20 protein-coding genes and 3 tRNA genes are annotated in these 25,765 nt (G+C 37.0%); 6 read left to right on the top strand and 17 right to left on the bottom strand.

Going from position 1 to position 25,765, the window contains the following annotated elements; genetic code table 11:
- Positions 1–375: 375 nt before the first annotated feature.
- The 4 genes from NQ163_RS09330 to NQ163_RS09315 form a co-directional block, all read right to left on the bottom strand.
- Positions 376–957, bottom strand: coding sequence for a DUF3109 family protein (locus NQ163_RS09330; RefSeq protein WP_268190076.1), 582 nt, complete (start codon positions 955–957; stop codon positions 376–378).
- 96 nt (positions 958–1,053) lie between these two features.
- Positions 1,054–2,583, bottom strand: a complete 1,530-nt coding sequence (gene gpmI, locus NQ163_RS09325; protein ID WP_268190075.1) for a 2,3-bisphosphoglycerate-independent phosphoglycerate mutase — start codon at positions 2,581–2,583, stop codon at positions 1,054–1,056.
- A 279-nt stretch (positions 2,584–2,862) separates the two neighbouring features.
- A complete protein-coding gene (locus tag NQ163_RS09320; RefSeq protein ID WP_268190074.1) occupies positions 2,863–3,150 on the bottom strand; it encodes a GIY-YIG nuclease family protein in 288 nt (95 codons plus the stop codon).
- Positions 3,151–3,195: 45 nt separating this feature from the next.
- Positions 3,196–3,268 (bottom strand) — tRNA-Phe (locus NQ163_RS09315).
- A 248-nt stretch (positions 3,269–3,516) separates the two neighbouring features.
- Between NQ163_RS09315 and NQ163_RS09310 the strand changes: the two genes are divergently transcribed.
- Entirely contained in the window at positions 3,517–4,815 is a 1,299-nt protein-coding gene (locus NQ163_RS09310) for a S41 family peptidase (RefSeq protein WP_268190073.1), read from the top strand.
- A 415-nt stretch (positions 4,816–5,230) separates the two neighbouring features.
- Here NQ163_RS09310 and NQ163_RS09305 read toward each other — a convergent pair.
- Together NQ163_RS09305 and NQ163_RS09300 are read right to left on the bottom strand one after the other, a co-directional pair.
- Positions 5,231–5,303, bottom strand: a tRNA-Phe gene (locus tag NQ163_RS09305).
- A 32-nt stretch (positions 5,304–5,335) separates the two neighbouring features.
- A tRNA-Phe gene (locus NQ163_RS09300) sits at positions 5,336–5,408 on the bottom strand.
- 127 nt (positions 5,409–5,535) lie between these two features.
- Between NQ163_RS09300 and NQ163_RS09295 the strand changes: the two genes are divergently transcribed.
- Positions 5,536–6,756: a M16 family metallopeptidase gene (locus NQ163_RS09295; protein WP_268190072.1), complete on the top strand. Its 1,221-nt coding sequence runs from the start codon at positions 5,536–5,538 to the stop codon at positions 6,754–6,756.
- Positions 6,757–6,759: 3 nt separating this feature from the next.
- Positions 6,760–7,401, top strand: a complete 642-nt coding sequence (locus NQ163_RS09290; protein ID WP_268190071.1) for an O-methyltransferase — start codon at positions 6,760–6,762, stop codon at positions 7,399–7,401.
- Between the two features lie 4 nt (positions 7,402–7,405).
- Here the strand turns inward: NQ163_RS09290 and NQ163_RS09285 are convergent, their stop codons facing one another.
- Positions 7,406–8,179 (bottom strand): histidine phosphatase family protein, encoded by a 774-nt coding sequence (locus NQ163_RS09285; RefSeq protein ID WP_268190070.1) that lies wholly within the window; start codon positions 8,177–8,179, stop codon positions 7,406–7,408.
- Between the two features lie 240 nt (positions 8,180–8,419).
- On the opposite strand from NQ163_RS09285, the gene selD reads away from it, so the two are divergent.
- From selD to NQ163_RS09270, 3 genes are all read left to right on the top strand, one after another.
- Positions 8,420–9,460 carry a selenide, water dikinase SelD gene (selD, locus tag NQ163_RS09280; RefSeq protein WP_268190069.1) on the top strand — a complete coding sequence of 347 codons (1,041 nt, stop codon included), beginning with the start codon at positions 8,420–8,422 and terminating at the stop codon, positions 9,458–9,460.
- A 2-nt stretch (positions 9,461–9,462) separates the two neighbouring features.
- Positions 9,463–9,804, top strand: coding sequence for a sulfurtransferase-like selenium metabolism protein YedF (gene yedF / locus NQ163_RS09275; protein WP_268190068.1), 342 nt, complete (start codon positions 9,463–9,465; stop codon positions 9,802–9,804).
- A 901-nt stretch (positions 9,805–10,705) separates the two neighbouring features.
- Positions 10,706–12,925 carry a TonB-dependent receptor domain-containing protein gene (locus NQ163_RS09270; protein ID WP_268190067.1) on the top strand — a complete coding sequence of 740 codons (2,220 nt, stop codon included), beginning with the start codon at positions 10,706–10,708 and terminating at the stop codon, positions 12,923–12,925.
- Between the two features lies 1 nt (position 12,926).
- On the opposite strand, the gene NQ163_RS09265 is transcribed toward NQ163_RS09270, so the two are convergent.
- The 10 genes from NQ163_RS09265 to NQ163_RS09220 form a co-directional block, all read right to left on the bottom strand.
- On the bottom strand, positions 12,927–14,351 hold the full coding sequence (locus NQ163_RS09265; RefSeq protein ID WP_268190066.1) for a bifunctional metallophosphatase/5'-nucleotidase: 1,425 nt from the start codon (positions 14,349–14,351) through the stop codon (positions 12,927–12,929).
- A gap of 64 nt (positions 14,352–14,415) precedes the next feature.
- Positions 14,416–16,248, bottom strand: coding sequence for a cobalt-precorrin-5B (C(1))-methyltransferase CbiD (gene cbiD, locus NQ163_RS09260; protein WP_268190065.1), 1,833 nt, complete (start codon positions 16,246–16,248; stop codon positions 14,416–14,418).
- Positions 16,249–16,737: 489 nt separating this feature from the next.
- Positions 16,738–17,115: a GxxExxY protein gene (locus NQ163_RS09255; protein ID WP_268190064.1), complete on the bottom strand. Its 378-nt coding sequence runs from the start codon at positions 17,113–17,115 to the stop codon at positions 16,738–16,740.
- Positions 17,116–17,290: 175 nt separating this feature from the next.
- Positions 17,291–19,063, bottom strand: coding sequence for a precorrin-4 C(11)-methyltransferase (gene cobM, locus NQ163_RS09250; protein WP_268190063.1), 1,773 nt, complete (start codon positions 19,061–19,063; stop codon positions 17,291–17,293).
- Between the two features lie 207 nt (positions 19,064–19,270).
- Complete coding sequence (cbiE, locus tag NQ163_RS09245; RefSeq protein WP_268190062.1) at positions 19,271–20,461, bottom strand: precorrin-6y C5,15-methyltransferase (decarboxylating) subunit CbiE; 1,191 nt, start codon at positions 20,459–20,461, stop codon at positions 19,271–19,273.
- An 85-nt stretch (positions 20,462–20,546) separates the two neighbouring features.
- Positions 20,547–21,950, bottom strand: a complete 1,404-nt coding sequence (gene cobJ / locus NQ163_RS09240; protein WP_268190061.1) for a precorrin-3B C(17)-methyltransferase — start codon at positions 21,948–21,950, stop codon at positions 20,547–20,549.
- Positions 21,943–22,632, bottom strand: coding sequence for a precorrin-2 C(20)-methyltransferase (cobI, locus tag NQ163_RS09235; RefSeq protein ID WP_268190060.1), 690 nt, complete (start codon positions 22,630–22,632; stop codon positions 21,943–21,945). Before cobI ends, cobJ begins: the two co-directional genes overlap by 8 nt.
- Positions 22,629–23,948, bottom strand: coding sequence for a cobyrinate a,c-diamide synthase (locus NQ163_RS09230; protein ID WP_268190059.1), 1,320 nt, complete (start codon positions 23,946–23,948; stop codon positions 22,629–22,631). The genes cobI and NQ163_RS09230 overlap by 4 nt, the downstream gene beginning before the upstream one ends.
- Positions 23,941–24,747 (bottom strand): nitrilase-related carbon-nitrogen hydrolase, encoded by an 807-nt coding sequence (locus NQ163_RS09225; RefSeq protein ID WP_268190058.1) that lies wholly within the window; start codon positions 24,745–24,747, stop codon positions 23,941–23,943. Before NQ163_RS09225 ends, NQ163_RS09230 begins: the two co-directional genes overlap by 8 nt.
- Positions 24,747–25,763, bottom strand: coding sequence for an ABC transporter ATP-binding protein (locus NQ163_RS09220; RefSeq protein ID WP_268190057.1), 1,017 nt, complete (start codon positions 25,761–25,763; stop codon positions 24,747–24,749). Before NQ163_RS09220 ends, NQ163_RS09225 begins: the two co-directional genes overlap by 1 nt.
- Between the last annotated feature and the right edge of the window lie 2 nt (positions 25,764–25,765).

Genomic DNA, 25,765 nt, shown 5'->3' with positions numbered 1-25,765 from the left:
TTATTGGATTTAAATATTTACGGAAGGTAAATATACAATAGATCACGAGAATACAAATATGTTCTTGCAAGATTTATGGCAAAATAAACCAACTGTCTTCTTGGATCATGATTCAAACTATTAAGATTTTAGCCTCAAGATTTCTCATGAAAACTTCCAACTCTTATTAGTTTTCATATATATCCTAATTATCTTTTATATCGATTAAACTATTTTTTAAAAAATTTATCATTTAGGCATCTGATTTATGCTAAACACAAATTAATTAAAGTCTTCGAATTGGTTTTTACTGAATATTTAAATTTACTTCTCCTTACAAAAAAACAGCAACCAAAATGGTCACTGTTTCTTTAAAACATTATCGTAAAAACTCTATTATCTCATTTTCATGATTTCGTCAATATTCTCAGCTGCATATTCCAATTCGTTATACCAGTCTTCACCATATTTACGAATTAATGGTTCTTTTAGAAATTTATATACAGGTGTTCCATTTTTAAAACCAAGTTCTCTTGCTGGTTTACAAATATCCCACTTGTTATAATTTACAGCATCAAATTCGGCATATTTATCTATTCGAATTGGATATAAAGAACATGAAATTGGCTTGTGATAAGAGATTTTCCCATCAAGATATGCCTTTTCTATACCACACAAAGCCGATCCATTTTCAAAAACCGTATAAACACACTCTTTATCATTAATGATAGGAGTGACCAAATCGTTATCCGAATCAATTACCGAAGTTCCTTGTTTCTCAATCTCTTCTATTCCTTTTTCAGTAAGATATTCTTTTATATCAGGATAGATTTCTTCCAAAATAGCTTTCTCTTCCTCATCCAAAGGTGCACCTGAATCTCCTTCGATACAACACACACCTTTACATTTACCAAAATCGCAAATGAATTTCTTCTCGATCACATCAAGACTAACTATGGCTTTTCCTATCTGTAACACTATTTCCCTATTTAAATTGTATCAGTTATACGAATAAAAAAATCCGTACTATCGTGCAAAGATAGTACGGAATGTTTTATATACGGTTACAATCTTTTATTTTATCAATGATTTTCCCGTCATCTCTTCAGGCTTCTCAATTCCCATGATATCCAACAAAGTTGGAGCAACATCCGCAAGAATACCATCTTCAATTTGTTTTGGATTTTCAGTAACCCAAACACATGGAACCGGATTCAAAGAGTGAGCAGTGTTTGGAGAACCATCAGCATTTACCGCAAAATCAGCATTACCATGGTCTGCAATAATAATCACATCATATCCATTTGCTTTAGCAGCTTCAACAACTTGCTCTACACAGTTGTCAACAGCCTGAACAGCTTTCGAAATTGCTTCATACACTCCTGTGTGTCCAACCATATCGCCATTAGCAAAGTTCAAACAAACAAAATCAGCCGATTGAGCATTCAACTCAGCAGTAATTTTATCTGCAACTTCAGGAGCTGACATTTCTGGTTGAAGATCGTAAGTTGCTACTTTTGGAGATGCAACCAACAAGCGACTTTCACCTTCAAATTCATCCTCGCGACCACCTGAAAAGAAGAAAGTTACGTGAGCATATTTTTCAGTTTCTGCAATTCGGATTTGCTTTTTACCAGCAGCTGCTACAACTTCACCCATTGTATTCTGAACGTTCTCTTTATCGTAGATAACATTCACACCTTTAAAGTTAGCATTGTAGCAAGTCATTGTATACCATTCCACATTCATTGTGTGCATACCAAATTCCTTTTTGTCTTCTTGAGAGAAAACAGTAGTCATTTGACGCAAACGGTCGGTACGGAAGTTGAAACAAATCACTACATCACCTTCTTCGATTTTTGCCAAAGGAGCTCCAGCTTCATCAACCACCACAACAGGTTTGATAAATTCATCGGTTACACCTTCTGCATATGATTCTTCGATAGCAGCAACAACATCCGTAGTAGCTTTACCTTCACCTTTGGTGTAAAGATCGTAAGCCAACTTCACACGATCCCAGTTGTTATCGCGATCCATACCAAAATAACGACCAATTAAAGAAGCAAATTTTGCAGTTCCTTTGTTTGCAATATCATTTACGAAAGTCTTAACGAATTCTAATCCTGATTTTGGATCAGTATCACGTCCATCTGTTAAACCATGTACGAATACATCTTCCACTCCGAATGCTTTAGCAGCATCACAAAGAGCCAAGGCGTGCTTACTTAAAGAGTGCACTCCACCATCACCAATCAAACCGATTAGGTGAACTTTCTTTCCATTTTCTTTAGCGTGAGTAAATGCCTTAACAACTTGCTCGTTATCTTTTAAAGTATCCTGCTCAACCGCCATATTGATCTTTACCAAATCCTGATAAACAACACGCCCTGCACCAATATTCAAGTGACCTACTTCTGAGTTACCCATCTGTCCTTCTGGTAATCCAACAAATCTACCTGCAGCTTGCAATTGTGAATTTGGATATTTTTCCAATAATTCATCCATATAAGGAGTTGCAACTGAAGAAATCACATCTGAATTCGATTTGTCTCCGATCCCCCATCCGTCAAGGATCATCAATAAAGCTTTTTTGCTATCTGCCATTTTAAAGTATTTTATATCTTAAATTCTGTTTTACTTGATCTTAGTCATGCAAAAATATCTTATTAATTCTAATAAAAAAAGCACTTAGACAGTTGAAAGTCTTTATTTTAGATCGAAAACGTTTGTAATTTAAAAATTGTTCAAAGACGAACAGAATAAGTATCAGAAAGTGAGGAGAAAATACACAAACGAATATGCAAAAAGAGGAGAAGATTTTATGAATCTTCCCCTCTTTCGTGGTACCTCCTGGCCCCGAAAGCTTTCGGGGCGAACCAGGGACTACCTGTATTTTTCGAGAAGACCTTCTGTAATTTCAGGATACAATTTTAAATTCTTCAAGTACTTTTTACTTTTCATCTTTTTTAAATGAATTTCAATTCGACGAGCCTGAGCAATACTTTCACATTCAATTGAGTAAAAAAATTCCCAATCTTTATATTTTGAAGTAAAAGATTTCTCAAACACTCCACTAACATGAAGATCAATGCGGTTAGATAAGTCTTTTGTATAACCAATATAATATCGATTGGCACTTACACTATATAATATGTAGACTTCAATTTTCATATATGCAAAAAGAGGAGAAGATTTTATGAATCTTCCCCTCTTTCGTGGTACCACCTGGAATCGAACCAGGGACACATGGATTTTCAGTCCATTGCTCTACCAACTGAGCTATGGTACCCTTTGTTTTGGTGCTACAAAAGTAAGGAAAAATCCTTTTCTGCAAAATAAATTATGCTGTACATTTTAAAAAAATACAGATGCAATTCCGAAAACAGTTCAAAATCAATTTTTTCTACACAATTTAGAATTATTTCAAATATTTATTTTTTTTAAACAATACACAAGTTCATCATTCGTTTAAATAAAACTAGGTACAGTTTTTGTTATTTTTAAAATCCGTTCATTAATCACTAAATCAACAAATCGATGACTGAAAATAGATTATTAAAATCATTTAAATTTTTTCTTACTCTTTTTATCGTTTCTTCATTTTTTATTGCCTGCAGCGATGATGACAACAATAACTCTGAACGAGAAACCAAAACCATTTACGAAACCATTGATCAAACTATGAGTGAATGGTACTATTGGAATGAAGAATTACCAAATATTAATGCTTCAAATTATTCTTCTGTAAATGACTATTTCGAAGCATTACTGGTGAGCCAAGACAGGTGGAGCTATATTGCCAATCTTGATGCTCTTTTGGCATATCTTGAAAACGGAACCTATAAAGGCTATGGCTTAGCATTTAAATATGATTCTGAGGGAAAACTTAGGGTAAAGTTAATTTTCGATGAATCTCCTTTAGCATCAGAAGGAATTACTCGAGGTTGGGCATTAATCAATATTAATGGTGTTGCAGTGGTTGACTTAACTGAAATTCAAGTTTTAGATGAACTGGATAAAACTACCTCTACTTTTATTTTTGAAAATAACTTGGGGGAACAAAAAGAAATTACCGCTAGTCAACAGGAAATTGATCAAAACTCAGTATTAAGTCGAAAAATCATTGATCATGAAGGAATTAAAGTAGCCTACCTGGCTTTTGACAGCTTTATAGGAAGCTCAGAAGATGCCTTGAATGAAGCATTTGATTATTTCAAAAATAATGAAGCAAAAGAATTAGTTTTGGATTTACGATATAATGGTGGTGGTAGCACTACAATTTCAAATCAATTGGCGGGGTTAATTACTGGTAATATTTTCCAAGGAGAAATCTATTCAAAAACATTTCATAACACGTCTAAAAGTGAAGAAAATTCGTCACAATCATTTTTTGATCAACCATCAGCTTATGGATTTAATAGAGTTTTTGTAATCACAACAGACAGAACAGCATCAGCCAGCGAAATGGTGATAAATGGCTTAAAACCATATTTAGGTGATGACAAAGTAATTTTAATCGGTAGTAAAACACACGGAAAGCCAGTAGGAATGTACGTTTTCGAAAACCAAAATTTTAATTTGGCAATTGTTCCAATCAGTTTCTCTATTACCAATGCAGATGAGGAAGGCAATTACTTTGAAGGAATTCCTGTCGACTTTGAAATTGCCGATGACTTAAGTCATGATTTTGGTGATTCGGCAGAGAGTAATCTTCAGGCAGCACTCCAATACATTAGCCAAGGGAATTTCCCAGCCATTACTGCAGCAAAATCTCTATCTACAACCGAGAGAGAATTTAAAAAGAAAGGATTTGATTTATTGATTGATGCAAACTAAGAAAGTTTCAGATACAAAAAAAGCCGATCAAATGATCGGCTTTTTTCGTGGTACCACCTGGCCCCGAAAGCTTTCGGGGCGAACCAGGGGCTACCTATATTTTCTGAAAAACACTCTCTAATTTTAGAATAAAGCTTTAACTTCTCTAAGTACTTTTCATTTTATTAAATGAGTCTCAATTCCACAATCCTGAACAATGCTTTCATACCTTATTGAGTAAAGCACCTCTCAATCTTTATACATTTAGATATAAATGATTTTTCGAATACTCTTGCCTTTGAAAACCTAAAAGATTATTTAAATATTTTGTATAGCCGATATAATATCAATTGACTGCTAAACTTTGCTTATTACATGAGTTCGATTTTTTAAAATAAAAAAGAGGAGAAGATTAATTAAATCTTCCCCTCTTTCGTGGTACCACCTGGAATCGAACCAGGGACACATGGATTTTCAGTCCATTGCTCTACCAACTGAGCTATGGTACCCCTTGGTATTAATTTACTCGAATAAAAAGTTGTGGTACCACCTGGAATCGAACCAGGGACACATGGATTTTCAGTCCATTGCTCTACCAACTGAGCTATGGTACCCTCTTTACTTGAGCGATGCAAAAGTACGTAAAAAATTTACATCACCAAATAAAATCAAGAAAAATAGAAAGGAATTTTAATCGGATTCTAAACTTCTTGTTACCTTTGCAGCCTAATAAAAAAGTATATGGTATTCGAAACTTACACATTATCAAATGGTATCCGGTTAATTCATCGACCGGTTAAGGCAAATGTTGCACATTGCGGAATTATTTTGAATACCGGTTCCCGTGATGAGAAAGAGGACGAATGGGGAATTGCTCACTTTATAGAGCATGTTGTGTTTAAAGGAACAACAAAACGTAAAGCATATCACATACTTAGCCGTATGGAAGATGTAGGTGGAGAACTAAATGCCTATACTACCAAGGAAGAAACATGCATTTACACTACTTTTTTGGATAAAGATTACAAAAGAGCTCTTGAGTTAATAAGCGATATCACATTTAATTCTGTTTTCCCGGAAAAGGAACTGGAAAAAGAGAAAGAGGTAATTCTCGACGAAATCAATTCATATAAAGATTCTCCTTCAGAACTGATTTTTGATGATTTTGAGGAATTGATTTTCAAAAAAGATCCGATTGGAAGAAATATTTTAGGTACACCTAAGCATATTAAGGCGTTCAAGCGCAACGACATCTTAAACTTTATCAGCAATAATTATCACACCGACCAGATGGTAATTAGTTCTGTGGGAAATATTCCTTTCAAAAAGTTGGTTAAGATGGTTGAAAAATATTTTGGAGGAATTGCCGAAAACATACGTGTAGACAAAAGGAAAAAGCCAAATTCTTACAAACCAAGAACTCAAACTTTGGTAAAAAATACTTACCAAAGGCATTGCGTCTTAGGAAATGTAGCTTACGATGCAAATGATGATCGCAGAATTCCTTTGTCGCTTCTAACCAATATACTTGGTGGTCCGGGAATGAATTCGCGACTGAATCTTTCACTGCGTGAAAAGCATGGATTGGCCTATAACATAGAAGCAAATTACACTCCTTATGCCGATACTGGAGTTTTTAGCATCTATTTTGGCACTGATAAAGGCTATTTAGACAAATGTTTAAACCTTATCCATAAAGAAATGGATTTACTTTGCACAAAAAAGCTAGGACCAGGCCAGTTGACCAAGGCAAAAAATCAGATGATTGGACAAATTGCCATATCATCAGAAAACAACGAGAATTTAATGCTTAATGTTGGCAAAAGTTTCTTGCTATACAATCGAGTTGATTCTTTGGAAGAAATTTACCAAAAAGTAGAATCGATAACTGCAGAGCAATTAATTGAAGTTGCCAACGAAATTTTGAATAAAGACAGATTAACCACTTTGATGTATAAATAAGTCATGTTGGAGATTAATAAAGAGCTGGAAGAGTACATCCTTACACATACCGAAATTGAAGATCAAATTTTACAAGACCTATCTCGTGAAACTCACGTAAAAATGCTGCGTCCAAGAATGTTATCCGGACACATGCAAGGCAAATTTTTGAAAATGATTTGCCAAATGATGAATCCAAAACGAGTTTTAGAGATTGGAACTTATACTGGTTATTCGGCAATTAGCATGGCCATGGGAACATCAGATGATTGTGTAATTCACACCATTGATTGCAATGATGAATTGGAATATTTCACTCGTAAATTCATCAAGCAATCGGGATGCGAAAACAAAATAGAATTCCACATTGGCGAGGCATTAGATATCATTCCAAATATTGATGAAGAGTTTGATTTGGTTTTTATTGATGCGGATAAAAGACAGTATATCGAATATTTCGAGGCTGTTTATCCAAAGTTAAAGCAAGGAGGATTTGTTTTGGCTGATGATGTTTTGTGGGATGGTAAAGTTTTAGAGGAAGTCGAATCAAAAGACAAGCAAACGCAAGGCATTTTAGCCTTTAATGACTTTGTCCAAAATGATGAAAGAGTGGAGAATTTAATGCTCCCTATTCGTCATGGTTTGATGATGATTAGAAAAAAATAACTTTTTATTCCAAGTCAACAATCTTAACAAGAACAGTTGCTCCCAGGTTGGTTTGTCCATTTTTTTGAATGACTTTCCAGCCTTGTTTTTTCAATTGCCTCTCCAATCCATGGTTCAACATACCATGAGCAACAAGCACAGCTGTTTCTTCTTTTTCCGCAACCTTTATAAGGTTTTCTACTGCATATTTTGCTCTTTGCTTTGCCTCTTTTCTACTTTCAATTCCTTTGTGATTAAAACCCAATAACCAACTACCACGACTAAAGAATTGCCAAATTGGCAAAGGCAATTTAATGATACTAGCAGCTTTTACCATTTTAATTTCATATTCCCGAAAGATGGAATCAGACACAACTGTATAAGTATGCCCAAAAATTGCCAATGCTGTTTCCTGCGAACGCGGCAAGTTGGAACAATAGATGATATGATTAGCGTTTAAATTCACCTTTACCATTGCTGGATCGAAGGGAATAATTGGTACTGAATTGTAATCGTAAACATACTGCTGAGCCTGTTTTGCAGAATAAAACAGTTTCTTTTTCACATTAGGTTTAGCATGGCGAATCAAATAAATCTGTAATTTTCGTTTGCCCTGTTTTTGCAATGCCAACTGCTCACTTGTATCTACCTCGTTAACACATGTAAATGCATCGCAAGTATTTACTGATTGCAGATATTTATTCTGAGTAACACATGATTGCATTACAAAGCCACAAATAATCAGGAACAAATATTTTATCGGAACAAACTTTTTCAATTCTCTACTATCTAATTTCACAAACATCAAATTTACAAGATTTAAGTATTCATGAGCAAATAAATATTGTGAAAATTAGACCATAAGTTGGATGACAATCAATACTAAAAAGTGATATCTTTGCCGGATAATTTAATATCCTATTATAAACAATATTACTCACAGGAATTATGCCGATTGAAATTTAAAGTATAAATGATAAAAGAAGTACAATCATTTTACATTTTTAAATACAAATCGGTATAACAGATTACAAAAACAATGGAAACAAAGAAACTGACACAGTTTAGTCCGGGAGCCGGATGTGGATGTAAAATCTCACCGAAAGATTTAGAATGCATTTTGAAAAGCAGCACACCAAGAATTCCCAATCCGAACTTACTGGTTGGTAACGATACTAAAGATGATGCTGCTGTTTACGACTTGGGTAACGGTCAAGCACTAATTAGTACAACCGATTTCTTTACTCCAATTGTGGATGATCCTTACGATTTTGGAAGAATTGCTGCTACAAATGCCATAAGCGACATTTATGCAATGGGTGGTAAACCAATTATGGCCTTGGCTATTCTTGCCTGGCCATTGGAGAAACTTTCTACCGATATTGCTCAGAAAGTAGTAGAAGGAGCAAGAGATGTTTGTGCAAATGCAGGTATTCAATTGGCAGGTGGACACTCTATTGACATTGGCGATCCTGTTTTTGGTTTATCGGTGAACGGAATTGTAGCAACCGAAAGAGTAAAGAAAAACAATACAGCCAGTCCAAAATGCACCTTATTCCTAACAAAACCTCTTGGTATTGGTGTTTTAACCACTGCCGAAAAAAAGAAATTAATTGCTCACGAAAACAATCAGATTGCAGTTGATTTAATGTGCAGCTTGAACAAAGTAGGCGTTGTATTTGGCGAACAAGAATACATCAAATCGATGACTGATGTTACTGGTTTTGGTTTGTTGGGTCACCTAAGCGAAATCTGTGAAGGAAGTAATGTAAATGCGGTAATCAATTACAATGATGTACCAAAAATTGAAGGCGTGGAAGAATTGATTCAGAAGGGAAGTACTCCTGGCGGAACAAGAAGAAACTGGGCTTCATACGGACATTTAATTGGTGAAATTACCGAAGATCAGAAGGCATTACTTTGCGATCCGCAAACAAGTGGTGGCTTATTGGTTGCTGTTGACAACAATCATATTGAAGAATTTATCAGTTTGGCTAAAAGCGAAGGATTTGACCTAAATCCAATTGGAGAATTGGTAGAAAGAACTAACAATAACGAACCTTACATTAGCGTAAAATAATCATGCACAGAAATACATTAATTCAAGTTACTCAAAATGGAATGGGTAATGGCAGTGAAGAATTGGGTTTAAAATTGGCTACCAATTACTTTAAATTATTGGATGCAGAAAACAGATTGCCAAAAATAATTGTATTCTACAATGCTGGCGTAAAATTGATTTGTGAAGATTCTCCTGCCTTGGAAGGATTGAAAAATCTGGCAAATAAAGGAGTAAGCATGCTGGCTTGCAAAACCTGCCTTGATTATTTTAATTTACTGGATAAAGTAAAAGTTGGTAATGTTGGTAGCATGCCGGACATTATAACGCTTCAGGCCGATGCCGATAAGGTAATTAATTTATAAAAACAGGTTCAACTAAAAAATATCCGAAGCTTATCACATGATGTGGTAAGCTTTTTTTATTGTCTTGATATTTTACTCTGACTTTTCAAAAAAAATGTGGACCTCCAATGATAATTGTACTTCAAATCGGGAAGTCAAGCTTTATCCATCGGAAACATCAATTCATATTAATAAAATTGTTTGTGGAAACTTCTCTAAATTCAATCTTCCATTCATTGGATAATAAAATATTCATTGGATAGAATTATCTGATTGACTAATCTTTCGAAAGTTTCCAGAATGATTACATTCAAAAGATTTGTATATTTAATACACATTTGTCTGTTATTATTCCTATTGAAAAGATTATTCACATACTTACTTCTGTTTCTATTCTCATTCCAAACTTTTGAGATTGCTTTTATTGTGCTGAATTTCAAAATCAATCAGGATTTCTTTGCCGAGATTTGCGAAAACAAAGACAAACCTGAGATGAAGTGTAATGGGAAATGTCACCTAAAAAAGCAAATCAAAAAGCAAGAAGAGCAAAAATCGAAAAAGGAAAAAATAAACATCGAAAAAGAAATTCAGAACTGCATATTAATCACTAGCAAGATACTTCCACAACCTAAAACTAAAGTTATAGATGCTTCTTCCTTGTATAAATTCAATCACAAGCCAAGAAATTGCATCTCCGATATTTTTCATCCTCCCCGAGTTTAATCCTTTCAATTTTATCGTATAACGATGGCCTATTTTGTCCATCGCGTAATTGTATGTACCCAAAACTGAATACATACAACAATATTGACTATATCAAATTAAAGGATGAACAACCATGACAAAAGTATTTTGACACATACAGCATGATTTTTTTTTACTTGGAGCTTGATGCTTTTGCCTTGGAGCAAATTTTAAACAGATGAAACACATATTACTGACCTGTTTTATACTATTAGGTACTCAGGTCTACTCACAAAAAAGCATTCAGCTTTTAGATCAGGAAACTGAACACCCCATTGCATTTGCCCACTACCTTTATCAAAACCAGAAAGGAAATACCAATTCAAATGGTGAATTTTCAATCAACTTTGTCAAAGGTGAAAAGCTTTACTTATCGCATGTAAATTATGGGAAAGTTTCGTTTACCGATAGCGAGATAAAAACCGCATTGCAATCGGGCAAGATTTATATGCGTAAAACCTATGTTAGCCTACTGCCAACTACAATTATTGCCAGAAAAAGAACAGCAAAAGAATCGGAAACCATGCAAATTAATTCAAGCGATAAACTTTCGCATGATGCTGGTGAATTCTTAAGTCAATCGGGTTTAATTGGAGGAATCCGCAAGAGCGGAAGTTACGGATTCGACCCGGTAATGCGAGGTTTTAAGTACGATCAGTTAAACATTGTAATGGACAATGGAATGAGTGCTACAGCTGCTTGTCCCAACCGAATGGATCCTCCCATTAGTCAGGTTCCTTTAAACATGGTGGACAGGGTAGAAATCACAAAAGGTCCGCATTCGCTACGATATGGGAATTCTTTTGCAGGTAGCATCCATTTCAAATCATCTTCCAATGGATTTGCTGATAAAGCCAGTGCATTTGGTCGTGCAAGCGGAAGCTACGAAAGCAACGGAGAAATATTCAGAACCGAAGCTTTGGCAGGTACCAAAGGCAAGTTCTACAATTTTGGTGTTTTTGGGGCCTACAGCGAAGGTTCGGATTATGAAGATGGCAATGGCGATAAGGTGGCTTCAGGTTTTAACAGAAGAAACATTGGGCTTGCAGCCAACTTTAAACTTTCCAATACTCAAAATATCCAGGTATCTGCCAATAGCAACTATGCCGAAGATGTTGATTTTCCTGCTTTAAATATGGATTTGCGAGAAGATGACACCAAAATGATCAGTCTTAGCCACAAAATCACTTTCAAGAATTCGGCCTTGGCTTCCATTTCAACATCGGCAAACGCATCATTCGTTGATCATGAAATGGATAATCTGAAAAAGAATTTAAATCCACGAAAAGTGAATGCCATTACCAAGGCAGAAACAAAAAACTATGCTTTTAGATCAGAAGCTGCTTTTCAATTTAAGGAAAGTTCCTTATTTACAGGCGTTGATTACAAATCGGAGGAAGCAGATGGAACTCGTTCTCGTGAAATGCTAATGGGTCCGATGGCTGGGAAAACTGCTTACGATAACATTTGGCAAGACAGTAAAATTGATAAATTCGGTGTTTTTGGTGAATATCATTTCTCTGTAAATGAGACACATTTTATTGCCTCAAGCAGATTGGAACACAATTCCGCCAAAAGCGATCTTAGTTCTTTAATTAATGATTCTTCCGACGAAATGAATTTTTCATTTAGCATTGGTGCAAGCAAAAATTTATCGGAAAATATTAGAATGGGGATTTGGTTTGGAAAAGCTGAAAGAAGTGGAAGTTTAACCGAACGATTCATCAATCATATTCCCGTTGATGTAGATCCTTACGAAAGAATTGGTAATCCTGATTTAGATCCGGAAATCAATTACCAACTTGACTACAATTTCAATTGGAACACTAAGTATTTTTCATTGGACATTAACCTGTTTAATTCTTGGTTGAGAGATTATATCAGCTCCGAAATCAGATCGGATGTTCAGCCATTAATGGCAAGTGCTCCTGGAGTAAAACAATTTGTAAACATCAACAAAGCTGTGATGCGAGGGTTCGAAATCGGTTTTAATCAATCCATCACAAATCTTTTGTATCACCGATTGAACCTGGCTTATACCTACGGTAAAAACAAGGAAATCAATCAGCCATTGCCTGAAATTCCTCCTTTGGATATCCGATACAGCTTGGGAGCTAATTTGTGTAAGCAAAAGTTTACTCCTGAATTGATGCTAAGATATGCAGCCAAACAGGGACGAATCGCGGAAAATTATGGCGAAACGGAAACGCCGGATTTTACCGTTCTCGATTTTAAAGCAAGCTATCTGTTTTCCGATCATTTTCAAATTATTGGAGGAATCAGAAATTTATTCGATGAAGCCTACTACGAACACTTGAGTCGATCGGTAAAAGGCAGCAATCAGGCAATTTTTGCGCCAGGAAGAAGCTTTTACCTTACACTTAGCTTAAATCTGTAAACTACTCACGAACAATCACGAATCGACCTTGTACCTTTGGGTGCAAGGCTTTTTGTTTTTTGCAGTAATTACGCAATACTTCGTAGTCTTCTTTGGCATTTGCATCGGTTTCATCTATTAAAACATCACATTCCACATCAAGCTTTTTCAGAAAATAATTGTTCAAGGAAACAGTTAGCAATTCATCATCAGAAAGTACCTTATCTTTCCATTTTACTTGAATTGAATCTGTTTTCTGATCGTATTGATACGAAATGCCTGACACATGTAGCAATTGTCCTTTGGTATTGCCAGCATATGTTTTTAGCAAAGATTTGAGTTCCTTTCCTACTATTAGAATCTGACAAATCTTATTACCGAATGGCAATAAGGATCGGGCCGATTTTAAAGTAAAATCACCTTGGGGAATATCAGCTCTAATTCCACCTCCATTTATCAAGCCAACATCTGATTTGTGCCATTCCCTATAGGCATCAGTCACCAAATTACCAGCCACACTTTCTTTGGTAATACCATCTCTAAAATTCAATGGAACTTCCAAATAAGAAATCTTCTCTGCTAGTTTTAGTTCCATATCTTTCTTGTAGTAGATTTCCATATCATGCAAATACTTCTCAGAGGCAATATTTTCATCTAGTGGAATGATATCAATCAAAGGCCTTACGTCTTTTTGCAAACTGATTTTGGCAACAGAACTCATGTTACCTGCCGTAGCCACAATGGGTTTGTTCCCTTTGTAAAATACATTGCTTTCGTATTCGTATTGCTCCTCGGCAAGCACCAAGTCGATATCGGGAAATTGCTCCAAAAGTTTTCTGTTGGTTTCTAAATCCGTTTGAGTAATGGCAATTAAAAAATCTACATTTTGCAGTTCTTCAATAATCTCAGAAATCGCAACAGACAAATCTTCCTGAATTACTCGATTGCTTTTCATGGTAGAATTCATCGCATCGGTTAAACCAATAAATGCAATCTTAATTCTCCCCATCTTTTTAATCAGGTAGTTTGGCAAATTGGCAAAAGTATCACCATCTCGGTTTTTCAGGTTAGAGGTAAACCATTGCGATTTTGATTTACTCAATAATTCCAAGGTGTGATCTACCCCAAAATCAAACTCGTGCTGACCAAAATTACAGATATCGACAGGAACTTCATTAAAAGCCTCAATCATAGGCAAACCTTTGTACATTCCGCCAAACAGAACGCCACCACACAAATCGCCACCATGAATTACCAGGGTATTTGAATTATCCGATTTACTTTCATCTACAATGGTCTTCAAACGAGCCACACCACCTCGGCCTCCTTCTACATCATCAACAGGAAAAATACGGTGAGCATCGGTAAAATAAAGAATATCTACCTTTTGAGCTGATAAATTGATGTTTACCAGAAGTAATAGTAGTAAAATTAAAGGTCTGTGCATCAGGATCTATTTTTTACCAAAATTACAAAAATGATAAGCTTATTACATTAATGAATTATCAATTTTATTTTGCGATAATCATTCCCTCATCGCCAACCAAAAGAAATAACTGTAGCGAAGAAGAATCATTTATCAGCTGCTGACAATTTTTCAAGCATTTCTGAGCTACCAAATTATAGAATGCTTCATTCTCAGAAAAAGGAATGATATCCAAAATGGCATTGGCCAATTTCAACTCCTTGATTTGATTTTGAATCTCATCAGAATAGCCAGCTTGTTTGGCCAAATCAGCAACAAAATCAGCATTAAAAACCACATTCCTGCTGTGGGTATTCATGTTTCCTTCTGCAAGCTTTACCGATTTTCCGAACATGATGGCCACATTAATTTTCACCATTCCCTCATCAACTGCCAACTTTATGGTATCGCCAACCAAGTTGCCAAAGTGAATGTAGGCTACCTGCGGCAAGTGTGGAAATTTATCTTTCAGCCTGTTTTCACTTCTCTTTCCTGAAGTCAGAACAATTTCGGTACATTGATTTCCTTTGGCCACCTTCACCTGTTGTTTGATGCTGGCTAAAAATGCCTCATTCGATAAAGGTTTTACAATTCCTGTTGTCCCTATGATTGAAATGCCACCTTCCACTCCAATTCTTGGATTAAAAGTTAGTTTGGCCAACTCTTCTCCTTCAGGAATAAAGGCCTTCACCTCAAAAGCCAAGTCCATTTCGTATTGTTCAGACAATTTTTCCAAAACATTGGAAACCATTTGTCGTGGAACCGGATTAATGGCTGGTTCACCAACAGGAACCTGTAGACCAGGCAAAGTAACCACACCTACACCTTTTCCCCTTTCAAACTGAACTCCTGGTTGATCCATAACAGACAATTCACAACCAATTTCTTTGCCATGAATCACATCCGGATCATCACCTGCATCTTTTATTACCACACAAGAAGCTGATTTCCTTGATAAATTCTCTGGAAAAATAGCATACCTGGCTTTTTCTCCTCCCGGTAGCTCCACCTCAACCCATCTAGGGAATTTCTTTTCTGTCAAGGCGATAAAGCAGGCTTTTGTCGCAGCAGTTAAGCAGGTTCCGGTAGTAAATCCACTTCGCAATTGACCTTCAACCTTTAGACTCGTTTTCTTTACCTGATAAAATTGCTGCAGAAAAGATTTGGCATCATCCACCACATAATCGAAATCAGGCAAAGCTGGACGCTTTACTACCCATAAAGGAATATTCAACTGCTCGGCAACTTTCTCTTTCGTTTCAAACAAACCCGATTCTCCACTCTCTTTCGAAAGCAGTATTTCTGCATTCAACTTCTTTGTTAACATCGCCAATTCCTCAACACCTGCCTTTGGATCCATTGGAATTACAAACTGATAATCCAGATCGGTTTCCCTTGCCTTTTGTCGACTAAGATCAGTATCCAATATCCTGAAATAACAAGTTCGTTGCCTCCAAAGCGGCTTTAATTTGTTTATGGTTTGAACACCTGTTAAAGCCAATACATTTTGATACTCTTCTTGTAAAAGTGTCTCTGTCATGCACTCATAGGAATCGAACAAGCGGACCTGTTTCGATGATTTGATTTCTGGAAACTTTCGCTCGTAGCGAATGGTTAAGATTCCCAATTCCTGAGCTGCCTGATAAATGTTATCATGCAAATAAACTGCAAAAGGGTGAGCCGCATCAACAATCAACCGAATATCCTTTTTTTGACAGAACTCCTTTATTTTCGAGCTGTCCATATCTCCAAAAACACGTTCACCTTTAATTTGTTTGTGTGAATCGGTTTTTGTGGAATAGAAATATTGCTGATCGATAATGTCGAATAGTTCAGCAACTCTTTTTCCTTCTGTTGTTCCGCCAAAAATTAATATCATAAATCTATATATTTCTCGCTGATCTTCGCTGATTAAAACGCAGATTCTCGCTGATCATTACTATATCTTCAATGTGAATCTGCGAATAAATTTGCTTAAATCTGTGAGAAACCTTTCCCAAGAAACAAACCTATCAGAGTTTATTTACAAATCGCATAACACTTTCAAGATTCTAAACCTACTTTAAATTAATTTCTGGTTCTCGCTGATTAAAAACGCTGATTCTCGCAGATCATTACTATATCTTCAGCGTTAATCTGCGAATAAATTTGCTTAAATCTGCAAGAAACCTTTTCCAAGAAACAAACCTATCAGAGTTTATTTACAAATCGCATAACACTTTCAAGATTCTATACCTACTTTAAATTGATTTCTGGTTCTCACTGATTAAAAACGCTGATTCCCGCAGATCATTACTATATCTTCAGCGTTAATCTGCGAATAAATTTGCGTAAATCTGCGAGAAACCTTTTCCAAGAAACAAATCTATCAGAGTTTATTTACGACTCGTTTCATACTGTCACTTAAATCCGAAGTATTGAAATTGATTAATATCCCTAACTTTTTATCTGTTAGTTTTAGATAAGTTAAAAGTTGTTTATAATGCACATCAGCCAAACTTTCTACAGATTTTATCTCAATTACAACTGTGTCATCAACAATGATATCTAATCGAAAACCAACATCAAAATTGATGTGTTTATATCTCATTGGAATGCCTTGCTGACATTTCACAGAATATCCCATTTCTTCCAATTCATAAGCAAGAGCTACTTCATAAACACTTTCAAGTAATCCTGGGCCTAGTTCATTATAAATTTTAAAGGCTGCTCCTCGAATGGCGTATGAAATATCGTTTTCTTTCATAATAATATATCAATTTGATTAGCAAAAATCTAATTTAACATTAATTTTCAACTAAATAACTTCTAATTGATTTACATTATTTTGTTTCACGCAGATTCTCGCAGATCAATACGATATTTTCAGCGAGAATCTGCGTTATTTTTCTGCTTAAATCTGCGAGAAATCTTTTTTCTACTTATTTTCCGACACGAAATGCGTGAGTAAATTTCTTATCGTACAGTTTTGAAAATCCCGATCGGTTGTCGATGGCTTTCCCCACAACAATCATGGTAGTCATTTTCAAATTGTTTTCCTCTACTGTTTTTGCCAAAGTTTCCAGCGTACAACGGTAGATTTTTTCATCCTTCCAGGTTAGCTTGTAGCAAACCGCCACAGGTGTTTCCGGTGGATAATGCTCCGAAAGTTGTGCCTGAACTTTTTCGGCAATGGAAGCACTCAGGTAAATACACATTGTACTTTGCGATCGGGCCAATTTGTTCAATTGCTCGCGATCTGGCATTGGCGTTCTTCCCTCGCCACGAGTTAGTATGATGGTTTGCACCTCTTCCGGAATGGTAAACTGAGATTCCAAAGCTGCTGCTGCTGCCTGGAATGAAGAAATTCCCGGAGTAATGTGATAGCTCCATTTCAACTGATCCATAATGGCCATTTGTTCTTGAATAGCACCATAAATACAAGGATCACCAGTATGCAAACGCACCACAAACAATCCACGATCGTAATATGGTTTCATGCTTTCAATCTGTGTAATCAAATCCATACCAGCCGAGCTTTTTACCACACATCCAGGCTTTGCATAGTTGGTCAATTCTTTAGGAACCAAGCTACCTGCATACAGAATCATATCGGCCGTTTGAAGCATTCTTTTTCCACGAACCGAAACCAGTTCCGGATCACCGGGACCTGCCCCAACAAACTCTACAAAACCTTTACGCTCGCTATTCTTATCCATTGCCAAAGCAAAAGTAAAATGCTTATCGTCCGCTTTTGCTTTTTGTTTTTCTACCAACAAAGTATTTCCTGAAAGATGCATGGCTGCGGCTTCGGAAACGCTGTAACTTCCGGTTACCTCGCTTACTTTTTGCGATGGATTAGGAATATCATATCCTGACAATACATCCTCACCATATGTGTTCATTGGAATGTTCCATTTTTCGGATAATTCAATCAATGCCTTTTCATCGGCTTTTAAGTCAACCGTTCCGATAGCAGCAATAGACAGTGGAGAAATTTGCTGCGATTCCAATTTCGAAAGCAATTCCGTTTCGAAAGCCTCAAAAGGAAGATCGCGCTGACAACCTACGCCCAATTGCAATACTTTAGGACGATAATAAATCGCTTTAGCTCCAAAATCATGAACGAATGGTGTTACTGCCAAAACTACCTGGTAATCTTCCAGTTTTATTTCATCAGCACTGAAAAACACATCTACATATTCAGGCTTTTCCGTCTCCAAAGTCAAGCTTCCTTTATCGCGCACCTCAAGCAGCAAAGCAGTTTTTTGTCTGTTCACAAAGGCTGCCATCAACGGGGTAAGATTGTCCTTGCAATCAAGGGTCCAATTGTGTTTTTCAGGCAATAAATCCAATGCCCACAACCCTGATGTATCGCTAAGGGTAGTAACAACAGGTGTTGCTCCCAACAGGCGAGAAATATCCTCCGACAATTGATTTGCCCCACCCAAATGTCCCGAAACAACAGGCTGAACAAATTGTCCGTTGGCATCAATATTGATTACCGCAGGGTCTGTTTTTTTATCATTTAAAAATGCTGCAATCTCGCGCACGCAAATGCCCAAAGCTCCAATAAAAATTAACGCTTCGTATTTGTTCCAAAGTTCTTCGTAGTTCTTTGGCGAGCGCATAATTTCAGCCTCAAATCCATTATTGGTAATGTGCTTGGCAAGCGCCTCTCCCTTATCGGAATGTGTGATTATTATTTTTGACATGATGTATTTTGTTCTGTTTTATTTTTGCTGATATACATGATTTGTTCTCGCTGATCTTCGCGGTTTAAATTCGCTAATTCACGCAGATTTATACAATCATCCATTTTTCTGCGTGAATCTGTGTTAAGATTTGCATAAATCTGCGAGAAATCTTTTGCGATAAACTTTATTGAGAGCCTCACTTAAAGTGAGACCCTCAAAATATATCTAATTTTCCTTCTTTTTCTCGGCTATTAATATCGTTATCGGATTAAATTCATCAACACTCACCAGCATTTCATGCATTCTGTGATAGGAATTTGTTTTGCACCACTGCCTAAATCCTAGTTTGCTTTTTTCGCTCACCGAATTGAATGCAATGATTCCACCTTCCAACAAATGCAAATGAATATCATCCAGAACTGCATCCATTTTTCCACCATAACCGCCAACAAAAACGGCATCTGGTTTTTCTATTTCTGCCTTATCGGTTTGCAAATAATCTCCAATAAAAATATCTATTCCCGGCGTTTGGAAAGTTTCTGTATTGCGCTGAATAATTCCCCTGGACTCTTCACGAATCTCGAAAGATTTTACCTTCAAATGCGGATGGTTCAATCGAGCTTCGATGGAAACACTTCCCGTGCATGTTCCAACATCCCAAAACACCTTTTTATTTTGCAATTCCATCAATGCAAGTGTAGCCAAACGGATGGGCATTTTGGTAATCATTTTTGGTCTACCTTCCAAGGGTTCAAAATCACTTTCTTTAATTCCCTTTTTGGGAATCGAATCATTAGTTTTTTCCAGGTAAAAACAATTCGGATGATTAAAATCCAAACTCAATGCTTCTTCCAAGCTCAACACCTTTACAACTTCCCTTTCTCCTCCCAGGCGTTCGCCATAGTACATTTTGTAGTTCGAATATCCATATTGTAACATTCGCTCGGCAATACTTTTAGGCGTATTTTTTCTATCAGTAAGAATTCCCATTCTCTCCTGTCCTCTAATCAATGCCTGGTCGAATCGCTCGAAAGATCTGCCGGTAAGCGTAATGGTTTGAAACTCGCCATAAGGCAATTTAAAACGATGCGCCAACAATTGCAGGGAATTAAAATCAGGAAGAATATCAAGCTCTGCATTTGGAATTTCACGTTTTAATGTAATTCCAATTCCGTAAAACAATGGGTCGCCCGAAGCAAATACAATCCAATCACTGTTAGAATGGTTTATGGCATCGTACAAAGTTGATAACGGCACTACAATATCATGCCAATGGTGTTGTTCTGGCAAATAATCTCCCACCAGTTCGCGATGACGACTTCCTCCTGCAAAATATTTTCCCGATTGAATCAGAGACAACTCTTTTTTTGTAAAATCAGGAGTTAAATCTGATATTCCTATGATGCTTATTTTCATGTTTCTGATTTACATTACTTATTTCCCGCTGATCCATATTTTTTCTGCGATAATCTGCGAGAAACTTTTAACGAGAGCCATTCCTCTATAGTCCCTCACCCGGATGCATTTGTTCCGCTTCACTCCAACTTAATATGGCATTGATAATGGTTGCTGCCACATTGCTTCCTCCTTTTCTGCCGTTTACAAACACAGCAGGAACATCAGGACAACCATATTTTAATTGCCACTTGCTTTCTTTTACATTCACAAAACCAACCGGAGCTGCAATTACACCAGCAGGATTTGCTTTCCCATTTCGGATTAACTTGATCAACTCGATAAGTGCAGTTGGTGCGTTTCCGAAAGCAAAAATGGCATCGGGATGCTCTTCTACTGCCAACTGTATTCCTGCCTGAGTTCTTGTAATATTTTTCTGCGAAGCCATTTCAGCCACGCGCTCATCATCCAAATAGCATTTAATTTCAAGACCTAATTTGGCTGCCGTTGCTCTGCGAATTCCTCTTGTAACCATCGAAACATCGGTAACAATAACCGGAGGTTTTCCCGAATAAAATTTCTCATGCAATTGCTCCACCACATTATTGCTCAGCTCAACCGATTCGTTCAATTTAAAATCGGCAGTAGTATGAATACAGTGCAGTGCAACCCAAACATGAGCCAATGGTTTATCTGTAATATCGATATGATCCAAAATGGTTTGGAAACTTGCATTCATGATGCGGCGTCCAAGTTTGTCCTTGCTATTGTTTTGGTTGGCATAGTAACCTCTAGGTGTTACCATCTTACCTTGAGCCTTAAAAGTTTGACTGTTACCAATCACAATAACGGTAAACATATCGGCTTTGGTCACATCCAATTCGGCAAGGGTAATTACCTCAATACTTTCATCTTCTCTTCCCACATTTCGGGCAATTCCAACAGGCGTTTCAGGCGAACGTACTTCCAGGAACAATTCTCTTAGCCTCATCAATTGCCAGAATCTGCCTTTGCTTAACGGATTGTAAACCGCTGTTACAAAATCGGCATTAGCTGCTGCTACAATTCTTTTCTCAATTTTTTCCCATGGGGTTAACAAATCCGACATAGAAATGGAACAAAAGTCGTGTCCAAGAGGTGCTCCCAATTTAGATGCTGCCGCAAACATGGCAGAGATTCCCGGAACTACTTCCAAATCAACATCCGAAGCTTTTTCCGCTTTCATTTCCCAAAGCAAAGGCGCCATTCCGTAAACACCGGAATCACCACTACTAATTACAGCAACGGTTTTTCCCGATTCGGCTATTTCGAATGCTTTCTCTGCTCGTTGACGCTCTTTTTTCATACCCGTATCAATCAGCTCTTTACCTCCTGACAACTGCTTGATGTGTTCAAAATAAAAGCTGTAACCAACAATTACTTCTGCTTCCTGAATGGCTTGCAAAGCCTGTGGAGTAAGGAATTTCTCATTTCCCGGTCCAATTCCTATGCTATATATTTTCTTAGGCATAAATTATAATTAATGAAAAGTAAGGTATTGTTCGCAACTTTAAATCCTGAACATTGCTTGTGGAATACTGTTGCGGTGTTCCCACGCGTTCGATATAAAAAAATGATCTATTTTGTTTTTCAAGAAAATCACTCCACTTATCGAGTACACTCATTTTCATTACAACCAGTGTTTGATTTTCTTTCAAAGCTTCTTTTATTTCTTCAAAACCATTTGGTCGGGCAATTACCTTTAAGGCCTGATTTCCTTCGGTTACCGGTTTTTCGCCTTCGGCACCAGTTGCAATAAAAGCAGGTATTCCCGGAATTACTTTACAGTCAACATTTGCTTCTTGTGCTATCTTTAAAATGTATCCAAAAGTGCTATAGAAAAGAGCATCTCCTTCGGAAACCACGGCTACATTTTTTCCTTTTTTCAATTCCTCATGAATCTCATCAAAGGCTTTTTGGTAATGCATCTCCCTGTTTTCCCCTGTCATGGGAATCACAAGCGGCAGACACTCGGTTTCCACATTCAACTGCTTTAATATATCGTATGAAAAAGAAATTACTTTCGATTCCTTTATGCTCGATGCCGGATAAAAAATAAGATCCGCATTCTGAAATGCCTTTAAGCCTTTAAGAGTGATCAATTCCGGATCACCAGGTCCTAATGCAACTCCAATTAATTTTCCCAAACTCATAATCCCAATTCTTTTATCATTTGCAACATTTTCTCTCTTTTTCCCAAATACAGGTGCATGTAGGAAGCCCAACAATTCTTTCTTCTGAATACAGGCATTGTAACATCGCGCCCTCTTGCCGTTTTGGCCTGATAATCTGCACTGGCTTTTTCTTCTCCAATCAGATTTGAATAATGAAACTCGTGCCCTTTTATACTGATATCCTTTCCTTTCAAATCGCGGTATCCCAGGTGAAGCTTCATATTTTCAAAGGAAGTATCAAAGTCAAAAACACCAGTCATTTGGTATGTTTCTCCTTTTTTGGTAATGATATTTTTACCCAGATACATCATTCCCCCACATTCAGCTATCAAAGCTTTGCCACTTTCAATATACTCGGCAATGGCCTGTTTCATTTTATTATTGTTCGCCAATTGCTCTGCAAACAACTCCGGATATCCGCCTGGCAACCAAAGCAAATCTGCCTCGGGCAATTTTTCATCATTCAATGGGCTAAACTCTACTAAGTCTCCCAATTCGGCCAACACATCACGGTTTGCCTGATAGGAAAAGTTGAAAGCCTCATCGTGAGCCAAAGCAATTTTGAATTGCTTCTTTGTATCTATATTATGGTTTGTTAATGGCTGAATCCCCTTCTGCGTAATTTTCAGAAGCAAATTAATATCAACATGATTCTCTAACAATTCAGCCGCAACATTTACGATTTCTCGATTTTGATTCTCACCCGGAAGGTGTAATCCCAAGTGTCTTGATTCTATGGCCAGTCTTTGATCACGCGGCATGTATCCCAACACCTGAACCCCGGCATCGATGGCAGCCTCTTTTAAAAACTGAAAGTGAGACTGGCTGGCCACCTTATTAAAAATGACTCCTGCCAGGTTTATGTTTTTATCGAAATTCTTGAATCCATACAACAAAGGAGCTACAGAATAAGCCGTACTCGATGCATCCACTACCAAAATCACTGGCAGATCGAGCAAGCGGGCAACTGCCGCCGAACTACCAATATCTTTTTGAGCACCATCGAACAAGCCCATTACCCCCTCGGCGATAGAAACATTTGCCTTGGCAGCATGCTGAGTAAATATTTGCTGAACATGTTCTTCATCTGTCATCCACATGTCCAAATTGTATGATGGCTGCCCTGCAATTTTAGAATGGTGCATGGGATCGATATAATCTGGTCCACATTTAAAGGGCTGAACCTTCAATCCTCTATTCACCAAGGCTTGCATTAAACCAAGTGTAATCATGGTTTTACCAGAATTACTCTTGGGTGCTGCAATTAAAAATGCATTTGTATCTATCTTATCCATAGTATTCTTTTAACCAATCCGTTCGTTTATGAGCATTAAAGTATGCCATTTTCGATTCTTTTATCCTATTGATTTCATGGAAATCAATATCCGCCACAGCAAATTCATTTTCTTCTACAAAGGATTCTGAAAGCACTTTTCCTTTGGGATCAATAATCAGGCTTGCACATGGAAAAACTGTTCCCCTATCATTTGTTGTAACCTGATTACATGCCAAAGTATAACATGAATTGTCGTATGCCCTTGCGGGGATATATCTTTTAAATCTTTCGATTTTATCCTGACAAGATTCTTTTGGAGATGCAAAAGCCATTGTCAATACATTTGCTCCTTTTTGTGCTTGAATGGCACTGATTTCAGGGAAGTGTGTTTCGTAGCAAATCTGAATACCTACAAGCATTTCTTTCACGGGAAATACATTTATCTCATCACCCTCTGAGTAAACCTCTTTTTCGCTAATGCTTACATGTGTTTTTCTATGTTTTCCTATGATCTTCCCTCCTTCAAACACGAAGTGAGTAATGAAATACTTTTCTCCTTCCTGTTCAGGAAAGCCCACAGCAAATGCTGAATTCGTATTCTTCGATATTTCCAATAAAGATGTAAATAAAGCCTCTTTCTCTGGCAATACCGTTTTTAGAATCTCAATATCTCTTATATAGCCAGACAAATTCAACTCCGGGAACAAAATAAAATCTACTCCTTGTGCATCGAAGCTTTTAATCCAATCCATTGTGGTGGATAAATTAAACTCCACATCGCCAATTCTACTTTTTGAACTTACTGCTGCAACTATCATTACCGATGATTTAAAGTTAGAGTTAGTAAGTTTTCAATGGTTTTCTCTTGTCCCAAACATTTTCCATTCTCGAAGTATTTAAAACTGGTACTTCCATTTTTACACACCTCTAGCCATGTGGTATCTTCTTCTGCCTTGCGTATGGTTTTTATTCCATTTCTCGCAAATGCTCTTCGAAGCAATACATACTCAAAGCCGTGACCTTTTACTGGAATCTCATGATTGTAGTCATAGCCTACTCTAAACAATCCTGTTTTGTTATCAAACTCAATTCCTTTACTCTGGAAAATGGTCTGAAATTCATTTCTCAGCAACAAATCTTCAGGTGTTCCAGTCAATAATCCTTTATCTGCCGATAGCAACCAAAGTTTATCTGCCATTTGTAAGGCCAAATCCAAATCGTGGGTTGACATCAAAACTGATTTTCCTGAATTGCTTGCAATCTGTCTTAACAACTGCATGATCTCCACTCGTGCTGGCATATCCAAAAAGGCGGTTGGCTCATCAAGAATAATGATCTGAGTATCCTGTGCCAAAGCTTTTGCAATGAAAGCCTTCTGCTTTTCACCATCACTCAAATTCGATAATCGTTCCTTTTTCTTGTGCAGAATCCCACATTTTTCAATCGAAGTATGAACAATCTCTTTATCCTCATCATTTAAGATTCCGAATGTTCCGGTATACGGACTTCTTCCTAAGGCCACCAATTCCTCTACGCTAGCATTGGGCACAATTACACGATCGGTAAGTACTACGGCTGCCATTTTCGACAATTCCTTTTCGGAAAGCTGCAATAAATCTTTCCCAAGAAGAGTAGCTTCTCCTCCCAATGCAGGTTGAAACCCGCAAATCGTACGAATTAAAGTACTTTTTCCTGTTCCATTCTCGCCCAGTAAACAAACCAATTCTCCAGCAAACATTTTAGCTTGCAATTGATCATGCACCACTTTTGCACGTTTACCTTTTCCGTAACCTATACACAGCTTGTTGATATCTAGAATCTCTTTTCCTGCCATAA

Source organism: Marinifilum sp. D737 (assembly GCF_026672275.1).
Taxonomy (GTDB): domain Bacteria; phylum Bacteroidota; class Bacteroidia; order Bacteroidales; family Marinifilaceae; genus Marinifilum.
Note: the sequence above shows the minus strand (reverse complement) of the source record. Positions and strands in the feature narration are given on the sequence as shown.

Coding starts and splice junctions, on each gene's coding strand:
- gpmI (WP_268190075.1), bottom strand. CDS start 2,583: ATGGCAGATAGCAAAAAAGCTTTATTGATGATCCTTGACGGATGGGGG.
- NQ163_RS09320 (WP_268190074.1), bottom strand. CDS start 3,150: ATGAAAATTGAAGTCTACATATTATATAGTGTAAGTGCCAATCGATAT.
- NQ163_RS09310 (WP_268190073.1), top strand. CDS start 3,517: ATGACTGAAAATAGATTATTAAAATCATTTAAATTTTTTCTTACTCTT.
- NQ163_RS09295 (WP_268190072.1), top strand. CDS start 5,536: ATGGTATTCGAAACTTACACATTATCAAATGGTATCCGGTTAATTCAT.
- NQ163_RS09290 (WP_268190071.1), top strand. CDS start 6,760: ATGTTGGAGATTAATAAAGAGCTGGAAGAGTACATCCTTACACATACC.
- selD (WP_268190069.1), top strand. CDS start 8,420: ATGGAAACAAAGAAACTGACACAGTTTAGTCCGGGAGCCGGATGTGGA.
- yedF (WP_268190068.1), top strand. CDS start 9,463: ATGCACAGAAATACATTAATTCAAGTTACTCAAAATGGAATGGGTAAT.
- NQ163_RS09270 (WP_268190067.1), top strand. CDS start 10,706: ATGAAACACATATTACTGACCTGTTTTATACTATTAGGTACTCAGGTC.
- NQ163_RS09265 (WP_268190066.1), bottom strand. CDS start 14,351: ATGCACAGACCTTTAATTTTACTACTATTACTTCTGGTAAACATCAAT.
- cbiD (WP_268190065.1), bottom strand. CDS start 16,248: ATGATATTAATTTTTGGCGGAACAACAGAAGGAAAAAGAGTTGCTGAA.
- NQ163_RS09255 (WP_268190064.1), bottom strand. CDS start 17,115: ATGAAAGAAAACGATATTTCATACGCCATTCGAGGAGCAGCCTTTAAA.
- cobM (WP_268190063.1), bottom strand. CDS start 19,063: ATGTCAAAAATAATAATCACACATTCCGATAAGGGAGAGGCGCTTGCC.
- cbiE (WP_268190062.1), bottom strand. CDS start 20,461: ATGAAAATAAGCATCATAGGAATATCAGATTTAACTCCTGATTTTACA.
- cobJ (WP_268190061.1), bottom strand. CDS start 21,950: ATGCCTAAGAAAATATATAGCATAGGAATTGGACCGGGAAATGAGAAA.
- cobI (WP_268190060.1), bottom strand. CDS start 22,632: ATGAGTTTGGGAAAATTAATTGGAGTTGCATTAGGACCTGGTGATCCG.
- NQ163_RS09230 (WP_268190059.1), bottom strand. CDS start 23,948: ATGGATAAGATAGATACAAATGCATTTTTAATTGCAGCACCCAAGAGT.
- NQ163_RS09225 (WP_268190058.1), bottom strand. CDS start 24,747: ATGATAGTTGCAGCAGTAAGTTCAAAAAGTAGAATTGGCGATGTGGAG.
- NQ163_RS09220 (WP_268190057.1), bottom strand. CDS start 25,763: ATGGCAGGAAAAGAGATTCTAGATATCAACAAGCTGTGTATAGGTTAC.